This is a genomic window from Jatrophihabitans sp., from assembly GCF_036389215.1.
GTDB lineage: Bacteria > Actinomycetota > Actinomycetes > Mycobacteriales > Jatrophihabitantaceae > Jatrophihabitans_A.
Window position 1 is genome coordinate 18,928 of the sequence record NZ_DASVQG010000132.1, and the last position, 11,662, is coordinate 30,589.

At 72.8% G+C, this 11,662-nt stretch carries 9 protein-coding genes and 1 pseudogene; 6 read left to right on the forward strand and 4 right to left on the reverse strand.

Going from position 1 to position 11,662, the window contains the following annotated elements; genetic code table 11:
- Positions 1-58: 58 nt before the first annotated feature.
- Positions 59-1,300: a CapA family protein gene (locus VF542_RS06130; protein WP_408650814.1), complete on the reverse strand. Its 1,242-nt coding sequence runs from the start codon at positions 1,298-1,300 to the stop codon at positions 59-61.
- Between the two features lie 63 nt (positions 1,301-1,363).
- Between VF542_RS06130 and thrS the strand changes: the two are divergent.
- Positions 1,364-3,418, forward strand: a pseudogene (thrS, locus tag VF542_RS06135) (threonine--tRNA ligase); the annotation flags it as partial.
- Positions 3,419-3,585: 167 nt separating this feature from the next.
- Positions 3,586-4,056 carry an HIT family protein gene (locus VF542_RS06140; protein WP_408650823.1) on the forward strand — a complete coding sequence of 157 codons (471 nt, stop codon included), beginning with the start codon at positions 3,586-3,588 and terminating at the stop codon, positions 4,054-4,056.
- 69 nt (positions 4,057-4,125) lie between these two features.
- Here the strand turns inward: VF542_RS06140 and VF542_RS06145 are convergent, their stop codons facing one another.
- A complete protein-coding gene (locus tag VF542_RS06145) occupies positions 4,126-4,899 on the reverse strand; it encodes a hypothetical protein (protein ID WP_408650815.1) in 774 nt (257 codons plus the stop codon).
- Positions 4,900-5,099: 200 nt separating this feature from the next.
- Between VF542_RS06145 and VF542_RS06150 the strand changes: the two genes are divergently transcribed.
- Complete coding sequence (locus tag VF542_RS06150) at positions 5,100-5,510, forward strand: VOC family protein (protein ID WP_408650816.1); 411 nt, start codon at positions 5,100-5,102, stop codon at positions 5,508-5,510.
- A gap of 40 nt (positions 5,511-5,550) precedes the next feature.
- Entirely contained in the window at positions 5,551-6,426 is an 876-nt protein-coding gene (locus VF542_RS06155) for a GNAT family N-acetyltransferase (RefSeq protein WP_408650817.1), read from the forward strand.
- Positions 6,427-6,451: 25 nt separating this feature from the next.
- Here the strand turns inward: VF542_RS06155 and VF542_RS06160 are convergent, their stop codons facing one another.
- Together VF542_RS06160 and VF542_RS06165 are read right to left on the reverse strand one after the other, a co-directional pair.
- Complete coding sequence (locus tag VF542_RS06160; RefSeq protein WP_408650818.1) at positions 6,452-7,858, reverse strand: lytic transglycosylase domain-containing protein; 1,407 nt, start codon at positions 7,856-7,858, stop codon at positions 6,452-6,454.
- 171 nt (positions 7,859-8,029) lie between these two features.
- Positions 8,030-10,138, reverse strand: a complete 2,109-nt coding sequence (locus tag VF542_RS06165; RefSeq protein WP_408650819.1) for an elongation factor G-like protein EF-G2 — start codon at positions 10,136-10,138, stop codon at positions 8,030-8,032.
- Between the two features lie 173 nt (positions 10,139-10,311).
- On the opposite strand from VF542_RS06165, the gene pgsA reads away from it, so the two are divergent.
- Positions 10,312-10,923, forward strand: coding sequence for a phosphatidylinositol phosphate synthase (pgsA, locus tag VF542_RS06170; protein ID WP_408650820.1), 612 nt, complete (start codon positions 10,312-10,314; stop codon positions 10,921-10,923).
- Positions 10,920-11,662 (forward strand): phosphatidylinositol mannoside acyltransferase (locus VF542_RS06175; RefSeq protein WP_408650821.1); only part of this gene is annotated, 743 nt, incomplete at its 3' end. The genes pgsA and VF542_RS06175, both read left to right, overlap by 4 nt.

Genomic DNA, 11,662 nt, shown 5'->3' on the forward strand with positions numbered 1-11,662 from the left:
GGACGCCGACGCCGGCCGATGCTCAGCCGCCGGCCGATGCTCAGCCGCCGGCCGATGCTCAGCGCGGCGGCTTGGCGAGCAGGCCCGCGCACTGGCGGAACTCCTCGAAATCGCCCCGGATCCGACGGGCCGTCGCGCCGGTAGCCGGCACCGCGATGCCCCGGTCGTCCAGCCGGGCCGGGGCGAAGGACGCGCCGGTGACCCGGTTGTAGGTCAGCGTCAGGGTCAGGATGCCGCTGTCGTCGCGCTGGTCGCCGAAGGAGATCCACCAGAAGTAGTTGCCCAGGCCGAAGGACACATAGGTGCCGTCGGGACGCCAGCCGGCACCCTGCAGGCCGTGCGCGTGGGTGCCGACCACCGCCGTCGCGCCGGCCGCGGAGAGCTTGTCGGCGATCGAGTACTGGTCCTCATTGGGGCAGTGCACGTACTCGGTGCCCCAGTGCAGGTAGACGATCACCGCGTCTGCCTTGGCCTTCGCGGCCTTCACCGCGGCGACCAGCCGCGGCACGTTGTAGGCGCTGGCGACGCCCGGGCTGGTGCTGGTTGCCGAGAAGTTGGCCAGCGTCTCCTCCCGCACCTGCAGGGCGGCCACGAACGCCAGCCGCACCCCGTTGATCTCGGTGTAGTACGGCGCGTAGGCGGCGTTGGCGTTGGCACCGAGGCCTACCACCGGAAAGCCGGAACGCTTGATCGCGGCGAGGGTCTGGGCCAGCCCGGCCGAGCCGTAGTCGGCGGCGTGGTTGTTGGCCATCGTGACCAGGTCGATGCCCGCAGCCCGCAGCGCCGTGAATGCCGACGGCGGCGCCTGGAAGGTGAAGTTCTTGTTCTCGGGGGTGCCGCCGACAGCGATGGCGGTCTCGAGGTTGAGCATCATCAGATCCGGCGCGGCGAGGCTCGTGGCGGCCGGGCCGAAGACGGTGGCCGGGTTCGCGGCCAGCCGCTTGGCGGTGCGGTCGGTGAAGTGGACGTCGCCGGCGAAGCCGAGCCGGACCACGCCGGTGAGCTCTGATGGCGTGGCGGTCGCCGGGCCCGAGCCACCCGAGGCCGAGCCACCCGAGGACGAGCCGCCCGAGGACGAGCCACCCGAGGCCGAGCCGGACGACGCCGGGCCACCCGAGGACGAGCCACCCGAGGCAGCCGGCGAGCCGGATGTCGAGCCGGTCCGGTTCGCGCTCGCGCCGGTCGAGCCGGCCGGCGTCGGCGAGGACGAGCCGTCACACCCGGCCAGCAGCAACAGGACGACGGTGGCGGCGGCACCGGCGACGGTGCGAGCGATATTGCCTCGGGAGTCTCTGGGCACCGCACTAGCATGCACGGTGCGCCTTGAATTCCAACCAGCCAGGCCGTGAGAAGGAGATCATCCGTGTCCAGCGCCGCATCGCAGTCCACCGTCCAGGCCGTCCGGCCGTCGGTTGCGGTTGCCGCCGGAACGACTCCGCGGGCCGCGCTGGAAGCGGCCGGGATCGACCTGTCCGGCCCGTCCGGCGCGGTGGTGGTGCGCGACTCGCGCGGTGAGCTGCGCGATCTGGACGTGCCCTTCGACTCCGCCGACGGGGTCCAGCCGGTCCCGATGGACTCGCCCGACGGCCTGGCGGTGCTGCGGCACTCCACCGCGCACGTGATGGCCCAGGCGGTGCAGCAACTCTTCCCCGGCACCCTGCTGGGCATCGGGCCGCCGGTCGAGAACGGCTTCTACTACGACTTCCTGCCCACCCGGCCGTTCAGCCCGGAGGACTTCGCGGCCATCGAGAAGCGGATGGCCGAGATCGTCAAGGCCGCGCAGCGCTTCTCCCGGCGCGAGATCAGCGACGAGCAGGCCCGCGCGGAGCTCGCCCACGAGAAGTTCAAGCTGGAACTGATCGGGCTCAAGGGCGGTTCCGGCGATGCCGGCCACGATGGCAACCGCACCCCCACCGAGCTGGACGCCGAGGAGATGTCGCAGGTCGGCGGTGGCGCGCTGACCATGTATGACAACCTCGACCGGGACGGCGAGCGGACCTGGACCGACCTGTGCCGGGGGCCGCACCTACCCACCACCCGGCGGATCCCGGCGTTCAAGCTGATGCGCACCGCCGCGGCGTACTGGCGCGGCGACCAGAACAACGAGCAGCTGCAACGGATCTACGGCACCGCGTGGCCGAGCAAGGACGCCCTCAAGGCGTACCTGGTGCAGCTGGAGGAGGCGGCCAAGCGCGACCACCGCAAGCTCGGCGCCGAACTGGACCTGTTCAGCTTCCCCGACGAGCTGGGTTCGGGCCTGCCGGTGTTCCATCCCAAGGGTGGAATCCTGCGCCGGGTGCTGGAGGACTACGTCCGGCAGCGGCACGCCGAGGAGGGCTTCGACTTCGTCAGCACCCCGCACATCAGCAAGGAAGGCCTGTTCCACACCTCCGGCCACCTGCCGTACTACGCCGACGGCATGTTCCCGCCGATGGAGCTGGAGAACGCCGCCTACCGGCTCAAGGCGATGAACTGCCCGATGCACAACCTGATCTACCGGGCCCGCGGGCGGTCCTACCGCGAGCTGCCGCTGCGGCTGTTCGAGCTGGGCAGCGTCTACCGGTTCGAGAAGTCCGGCGTGGTGCACGGGCTGACCCGGGTGCGCGGGCTGACCATGGACGACTCGCACAGCTATTGCACCCGCGAGCAGGCTCCGGCCGAGATCAAGCACCTGCTCGAGTTCTGCCTCGGCCTGTTCCGCGACTTCGGGCTCGAGGACTTCTACCTGGAGCTGTCCACCCGGGACGACTCCAAGCCGGGCAAGTTCATCGGCACCGACGAGCAGTGGGAGGCCGCCACCTCGATCCTGGAGGCGGTCGCGACCGAGTCCGGGCTGGATCTGGTGCCTGATCCCGGCGGCGCCGCCTACTACGGGCCGAAGATCTCGGTGCAGGCCCGCGACGCGATCGGGCGTACCTGGCAGATGTCGACCATCCAGTACGACTTCAACCAGCCGGCCGGGTTCGGGCTGGAGTACCAGGCTGCCGACGGCACCCGGCAACAGCCGGTGATGATCCACTCGGCGAAGTTCGGCTCGGTCGAGCGGTTCATCGGTGTGCTCACCGAGCACTACGCCGGCGCCTTCCCGGCCTGGCTGGCGCCGGTGCAGGCCATCGCGATCCCGGTGAGCGACGAGCAGGTCGAGTACCTGCACGGGGTGGCGGCGCAGCTGAAGGCGCGGGGGATCCGGGTCGAGGTGGACGCCGGCGATGACCGGATGCAGAAGAAGATCAGGACCGCACAGCAGGCCAAGGTCCCGTTCATGCTGATCGCCGGTGGCAAGGATGCCGAGGACGGCGCGGTCTCGTTCCGGTTCCGGGACGGCGAGCAGCTCAACGGCGTTCCACTGGCCCAGGCGGTGGACCAGATCGCCGACTTCATCAGCCGGCGGGTGAACCACTCGCCCTCGGTGGCCGACTTCGAACCCGTGAAGGCCGATATCCAGCCTGGCCAGCCGGCCGAGCCGCCCAAGGGCGAGGGGTCGCCCGTGATCGCCGAGGAGCCGTGACCGGTCCCGAGGTGGTGGATGCGGGGAACCTCGCAGGCACGCCCGACGCCTTCCAGCGGCTGTGGACGCCCCACCGGATGGTCTACCTCGGCGGTGAGGGCAAGCCTGCCTCCGATGCCGAGCACCACTGCCCGTTCTGTGACATACCGAAGCAGTCCGACAAGGACAGCCTGATCGTCAGCCGGGGTGAGCTGGCCTTCGCCGTGCTTAACCTGTACCCCTACAACCCCGGCCACCTGATGCTGGTGCCGTACCGGCATGTCGGCGACTACACCGACCTGAGCACCGCCGAGGTCGCCGAGGTGGCGCTGCTCACCCAGCAGGCGATGGCCGCCCTGCGGGCCGCCGCCCGCCCGCAGGGTTTCAACATCGGCATGAACCAGGGGACGGTCGGCGGTGCCGGCATCGCCGCGCACCTGCACCAGCACGTCGTTCCGCGCTGGGGCGGCGACATGAACTTCATGCCGGTGATCGGTCAGACCCGGGTACTTCCGCAGTTGCTGGCCGACGCCCGCGACCAGCTGGTGGAGCACTGGCCGCGGGCCTGAGGTGACCCGCCCGGCGTGAGGCCGCAGGGCCTCAGCTGAGTGGTCCGAGGTGACGGGGCGCGGCGCCGGTCAGCTGGAGTCGCTGACCTGCGCCGGTTCCTGCGCCGCCGGCTCGGCGTGCTGTGCCGTGGGCTGCGCGGGCTGTGCCGTCGGCTGCGCGGGCTGTGCTGTCGGCTCGGCGTGCTGTGCTGTGGGCTCGGCGTGCTGTGCCGTCGGCTGAGCGGGCTGAGCCGTCGGCTGGCGTGGCGGCTGGTTCCACGGCTGGCCGGTCGGCGGGCTCGCGGAGGTCAGCTTGCTGCGCACCAGCTGTGCCACGGCGGCCACCGCGCCGGCGATCAGGAGCACCCGCCCGGTCTTGCGCTTCTTGCTGGTGGCCGGCGGCTCCTGCCGTGCCAGCGAGGACGCCTGGATCTTCATGCTGGCCGCCTGGAGCCGCGCTTGCGCCGTGGCGATAGCGGCCTGGGCCTTGGCGTCGGCCAGCGCCTGCGTGCTGCGCTTGCGGGCCTTGCCGCTCGCCTGGCTGCCGCGTTTGCCGGCCCGGCGGGCCTGCTTGCGGAGCTGCCTGCGGCGGGCTTCGGCCTCTGCCTTGGCGACCTTGCGGGCGCGGCGGCCCCGGTCTGCCAGTGCCACGGCTCCCGCTTCCACCGCACTGCCCACGCTCCCGACCGCATCGCTGACAGCATCGCCGGCCACGCCTACCGCGCCGGTGACCGCTCCGGCGGCCGAGTCCACGGCGGCACTGACCGCTCCGGCGGCCGTGCTGAGCGCCTGCCCGGCACCGGTGGCGGCCACCTTGGCGTTCTCGGCGACGGTGGCGCCGGCTGATCTCGCGGACCCGGTCACCGTGTGTAACGCATCAGCGACCTCTGACCGATTGTGACGTCTGCCCATGGTTAGCTCCATTCGGGTTGAGGAGTCTGGATGGCCGCGCGCTTGGCGTGCGCGCTAAACCTACCCAGGCCGGTCCAGGGCCGCATCAGGCGGCCATCGGCGAAACACACGCGGGGTTGCCCGCCCGGGCCCGGGCGTACCAAGCTGACCGGGTGACCTCCGATCCGCCGCCGCCCCAGGTCTGGCCGACGCTGCGGGCCCGGGATGCCCTCGGGCTGATCCGTTTCCTGGTGGACGTCCTGGGCTTCCAGGAGACCGTCGTGTACGCCGAGGGCGATCAGGTCAGCCACGCCGAGCTGGCCTGGCCACCGGGCGGCGGGATCATGCTGGGGTCCGTCCGCGACGACGAGCTGGCGACGATGCAACCCGGCACCTTCGCCGCCTACGTCGTCAGCGACGAGACCGAGGCCCTGTACCGGCGAGCCGTCGGGGCGGGCGCCGACATCGTCCGTGAGCTGTACACCACCGACTACGGCTCCCGGGACTTCGCGCTGCGCGACCCGGAGGGCAACTGGTGGTCCTTCGGCACCTACCGCGGCGAACCCAGGCGGGCACCGGCGTAAATCCGTCGACAGCGCGGGACGTTGATGGCACCGTCGTGTCATGCCGTGGTCCTTCAGCGATGATCCACATCGTTTCGCCGAGCACGTCCTGGACCTGCTGACCGCGCGTCCGGACGCCAACACCGTCCCGCTGACGGTGCTGGAGACCCTCCGGGCGGGTCAGCGGTTCTCCGATGTCGACCCGCTGTTCGGCTGGTTCGAAACCGGCGGCGCGGTCACCGGCGCGATCTCGATGACCCCGCCGTACGGCGTCCTGGTGGCGGAGCTGCCACCGGGAAGCGAGGACGAGCTGGTCGCCGGGCTGCGCGAGCGGGCAGCGGCGGTGCCGGACGTGATGGGTGACGCCGAGGCCGCCGGCCGGTTTGCGGCCAGCTGGACGGCCGGCACCGGACTCAGCACCGAGCTGGCCATGCGACAGCGGACCTACATCCTGGACGGCTTGCGGCCACCGGTGCCACCGCCCGCCGGACGGGCGCGGGCGGCCGTTCCGGCGGACCTGGACGTGGTGATGGACTGGATCACCCGGTTCCACGCCGAGGCCGAGGCCTCCTCGGCGACACCCCAGCCCGAGATCTACCAGCGGCGGATCGAGATGGGACTGATCTGGCTCTGGCAGGACGAGCGGGCCGAACCGGTGTCGATGGCCAGCCGCAACGTCATGGTCGCCGGTGTCAGCCGGATCGGGCCGGTCTACACCCCGCCGGACTGCCGACGGCACGGCTACGGCGCGGCGGTCACGGCGGCCTGCACCCAGGACGCGCTGGACCGCGGCGCGCGCCAGGTCATGCTGTTCACCGACGAGGCCAACCCGACGTCGAACGGCATCTACCAGCAGCTCGGCTACCGGGCGCAGGGGGAGCGGGTGATCCTGCGGTTCGTCAGCGCTGCCGAGCCGGCCCACGCACCAGCCGGCTGACCGGCAACGCCGCCGACCGCCGGGCTCAGGACGCGCCGCAGGGCACTGGGACAACCACCCCGAGCACCGTCTTGGTGCAGACCGTGCCGGTCGGCGAGGGCGCCACCGTGGGGACGCTGAGCGTCGGCAGCGGCACGCCGGGGACCGCCGGGCTGGTGGATGCGGCCGGACTGCTCGGCTGGGCAGTGGCCGAACCCGCTGGCGCCGAGCTGGACGGGGCCGGGTGCCCGGTGCCCGACGAGCCGGTGCCCGAGGAGCCCGTGCCCGAGCCGGTGCCCGAGGAACCCGTGCCGGACGAGCCGGTGCCCGACGAGCCGGTGCCCGAGGAACCCGTGCCGGACGAGCCGGTACCCGACGAACCGGTAGCGGAGGAGCCGGAGCCTGGACCCGAGCCCGGCCGGGGGGAGCCCGGCGTCGCGCCGCTGGACGCGCCCAGGCCGGCGGGCCGGCCGGGGTTCACCGGCGGCAACCAGGAGGTGTCCACCGGCGGCAGTGCGCCGGTGCTGATGCCGCTGACCGGTCCGCCCACCGGCGTGCCGGTGGCGTAGGCCGCCGCGGTGCCGAGCACCAGGGCGAGGTACTCGTCGGAGTGGTTGTAGGCCAGCACCGCCCGGCGCTGACCGGCGGCCGTGCGCAGGTCACCGCCCGCGGCGCACAGGTACCGGGCCGCGGCCAGCGTGGCGTCGTTGATGTTGAAGGGGCTCGCCACCCCGTCGCCGTTGCCGTCGATGCCGTACATCGCCCAGGTCGACGGGATGAACTGCATCGGCCCGACGGCGTGGTCGAAGCGGGAGTCGGCATCCAGCCGGCCGCCGTCGGTGTCGGCGATGTAGTCATAGGTGGTGCCGTCCAGCGCCGCGCCGACGATGTGCGGGCTGGACTCGCCGCTCGGACTCAGCGTCGCGCCGCCGTAGCGGCCGTGGTTGGACTCCACCCGGCCGATGCCGGCCAGCAGCCACCACTGGATGCCGCAGCCGGGCTGTGCCGAGGCCAGCCGGGCTGCCGCGAGCCGGTAGGCGTTGAGCGCGACCGCCGGAATGCCGTTGGCCGCCAGTCCGGTGATCGCGGCCGGGGTGGCGACCGCCGGCCGGGCGACATGCACCGGCGCGGCCGGCAACAGCTTGGCGCCCTTGGGCGCGCCCAGTGACAGCCGGGCCAGTCCCGCCGCGGCCTTGCCGGCCGCGGAACCGGTGCTCGTGGAGCCGGGAGGGCTGTGCCGGGTCGGGGTTCCGGCTGCACTGGTGGTCGCCAGGATGCCCACTCCGAGCGCGAGTGCCAGCGCCGCGGCGAGCGCCGTGCGCGGCAGCCACGCCGGCGCAGGCGGTGCGGGCACCGGCTGGTGTACTGCCCGGTGCCGCCCACCCTCGCCGGCAACGGGTGGCGCGTGGCGTCCGGTGGCGGTGGTCGGTTCAGGACGGTCCGGCTGGGTCATGGGCTGCTCTCTCGCGGACGGGCAGGTCATGGCGTCCAACGAGCAGCGGCTTGCGGTGGTTACGCCCGCCTTTGCGAAGCAGCCCAAATCGCACGGCGGAAGAGCCGACTCACACCAGGCGGGCAGCACCCGAAGGGTCGCCGCACCGCTGGGAAAGCCGGCAGCCCCGGGCTAGCCGAGCAGTGCGGTGGCCACCGTCGCCGGGGCCGGATCGTGGCGCAGGTAGCTGCGGGTGAAGCTGCCCGACCCGCCGGTCAGCGAGCGCAGCACGGCCGGATAGCGCAGCAACTCCACCGCCGGCACCTCCGCGTTGATCACGCTGCGGTTGCCCGGCCGGTCCGAGGCCAGCGGTTCGGTCCCGGTGACCCGGGCCCGCCGGCCGGACAGGTCGGACAGCACCGCCCCGATGTGGTGCTCGGCCACCGTGATCTGCACCGCGTCCACCGGCTCCAGCAGCTGCACCCCACCAGTGGACGCGGCGTCCTTGACCGCCAGCGCCCCGGCCGTCTGGAACGCGGCATCGGAGGAGTCCACGCTGTGCGCCTTGCCGTCCACCAGGGTGACCTGCACGTCGACCACCGGCACCGTGGCCTGCTGCTGCACACCGCGGGCAAGCTGGGCCCGGGTGCCCTTCTCGACCGAGCCGATGAACTGGCTGGGCACCGCGCCGCCGACCACCCGGTCCACGAACCGGACGCCCGAGCCGCGTGGCAGCGGTTCGATCTCGATGTCGCAGACGGCGTACTGGCCGTGGCCGCCGGACTGCTTGACCTGGCGCCCGTGCCCGCGCGCCGGGCCGGTGAAGGTGGCCAGCAGGGGCACCCGGACCGGCTCGGTCTCCAGCGCCGCGCCACCGGAGCGCAACCGGGCCAGCACCACCTCGGCGTGCGCCTCGCCCAGGCACCACAGCACCAGCTGGCCGGTCTCGGCGTTGCGCTCGATCCGGACGGCCGGGTCGGCGGCGGCCAGCCGGGTCAGCGCCTTGCCCAGCGCGTCCTCGTCGTTGCGGGTCGCGGCCCGCACGGCCATCGGCAGCAGCGGTTCGGGCAGCTGCCAGGGCAGGATGACCAGCGGCTGGCGCTGGTCGGACAGCGTGTCACCGGTCTCGGCGCTGGCCAGCCTGGCCACCACGCAGAAGTCTCCGGCGAAGGCCGAGGAGATCGGGGTGAGCGTCGGCCCGAGCAGCGTCGCAGGCTTCTCGTCGGCGTCGTGGTCGGGATGACCGCGGTCGGCGCTGCCGTGCCCGGAGACGTGCAGGGCGGTGTCGCTGGTGATGGTTCCGGAGAACACCCGGGCCAGCGATACCCGGCCCAGGTAGGGATCGACCCAGGTCCGCACCACCTCGGCGGCCAGCGGCCCCGCCGGGTCGCAGGACAGCTTGGGCCCCGGCGCCCCGATCGGCGTCCAGCACTCGGGCAGCGGGCGTTCGGTCGGGCTCGGGAAGCCCCGGACGATCAGGTCCAGCAGCTCCCTCATCCCGAAGCTGGAGTCACCGCCACCGCAGACCGGCACCACCGGGTGGAAGTGGCCCCGGCCGACCGCGGTGTGCAGGTCGGCGACCAGCACCGCGGGGTCCAGGTCGTCGCCGGACAGGTAGCGATCCAGCAGCGACTCGTCCTCGCTCTCGGCGATGATGGCCTCGATCAGGGCCGAGCGATCGTCCTGGTGGGCCGAATCTGGGGCGTTGAGCAGCTCGACCAGCCCGCCCGTCGCCGGCTGTGCCGGGTCGCTCGGCAGGTACAGCGGCAGCACCGCGTTGCCGTCCACCCCGCCGAAGGCCTGCCGGCAGGCGCCCAGCACCCTCGCCAGGTCCGCCCGCGGCGCGTCCAGCCGGTTGATCACCACCGCCCGGGGGGTGCCCAGGGCGGCGCATTCCTCCCACAACGCCAGGGTGCTGTCGTCCAGCTCGTCCGCGGCCGAGACGACGAACAGCGCGGCGTCGGCGGCCCGCAGGCCGGCGCGCAGCTCACCGACGAAGTCGGGCGAGCCGGGGGTGTCGAGCAGGTTCAGGACCACGTCGTTGTAGCGCAGCGGGCAGACCGACAGGAACGCCGAGCGCTGCTGGCTGATCTCCACCGGGTCGGCGTCGGAGACGGTGTTGCCGTCGGCGACCGTGCCGGCTCTCGGGATGGCACCCGCGGTAGCCAGCAGGTGCTCGGTCAGGGTGGTCTTGCCTACGCCGCCGTGCCCGACCAGGGCGACATTGCGGATCTTCTCCGGACTGCCGGCCGCCACCGGGGCGAGCCGGCTTTGCGTCCTGACCGCTGTCTTGACCGTCATCGCGCAGCCTCTTTCCCTGGGCTGCCCCGACTCCGGCCGGGCGTGCCGAAGTGATCCCCAGAGCGCGGCCCTCGCTGCATTCCACACCAGCCGTGGCGTGCCCGGCAAGGGCCCGCGGCTACCCGGCTCGGTGGTTACCCGGCGCGACCGGCACCGACCGATAGAGTTGAGCGGTGCTGAACCTGCTGCGGGCCCCGATCGGCAAGGCGATCGCGCCGCTGGGCCGGTCGCTGGCGCAGGCGGGCGTGAGCCCCGACATGGTCACGGTGGCCGGCACCATCGGCGCCACGGTGTCGGCTCTGGTGTTCTACCCCCGGGGTGTCTTCTTCGTCGGCACCCTGTTCATCTGGGCTTTCGTGATGTTCGACATGGTCGACGGCGCGGTGGCCCGGGCCGGCGGCAGCAGCAGCCGGTTCGGCGCGGTGCTGGATTCCAGTTGCGACCGGATCGCCGACGCGGCGGTGTTCTCGACGCTGGCCTGGTGGTTCGCCCGGCACGACCAGCCGGCATTGTTGGCGGCCGCGCTGCTGTGCCTGGTGCTCGGGTCGCTGACCTCCTACATCAAGGCCCGGGCCGAGGGCGCCGGGTTCAGCTGCAACGTCGGCATCGCCGAGCGGTCCGAGCGGCTGATCATCGTGCTGGTGGGCACCGGCCTGACCGGCTGGCCGTTCCGGCTGCCCTACGTCCAGGCGATCGCGCTGTGGGTGCTGGTCGTCGCCTCTACGGTCACCGTCGTCCAGCGGCTGGCCACCGTCTGGCAGCAGTCCCGGACGCAGCAGGCGTGACACCGGCCGGTGGGTGGCTGAGCACCGCCGGGTACGCCGCCGGCTGGCGAGTTATCCGGGCGCTGCCCGCGCCGCTGGCCGGCCGGCTGTTCGCCGCGGCTGCGGACGTCGCGGTCCGCCGGGACGGCCGGTCGGTCCGGCAGCTGCGCCGCAACCTGGCCAGGGTGGCCGGCCCCGGCACCGGACCGGCGGAGCTGGACCGGCTGGTGCGGGCCGCCATGCGCTCCTACGCCCGGTACTGGCTGGAGACGTTCCGGCTGCCCAGCATGGACCACGCCCAGACCGTGGCCCGGGTGCGCACCGACGGGGCAGAGCATGTCGACCAGGCCATGGCCGCCGGGCGCGGTGCCGTCTTCGCACTGCCGCACAGCGGCAACTGGGACATCGCCGGGCTGTGGCTGGTACGGCGCGGCTACCCGTTCAGCACGGTGGCCGAGCGGCTGAATCCGGAGTCGCTGTTCGACCGGTTCGTGGCCTACCGGGAGAGCCTGGGAATGCGGGTGCTGCCGCTGACCGGCGGCCCGCGCCCGCCGATGCAGGTGCTGGCCGAGCGGCTGCGGGCCGGGGAGGCGGTGTGCCTGGTGGCTGACCGGGACCTGTCCCGAAACGGCGTCGAGGTGCGGTTCTTCGGCGAGCCGACCCGGATGCCGCCCGGTCCCGCGCTGCTGGCGGCGACCACCGGCGCGGCGCTGATACCGGTGCACCTGTTCTTCGACGGCAACGGCTGGGGGCAGTGGAT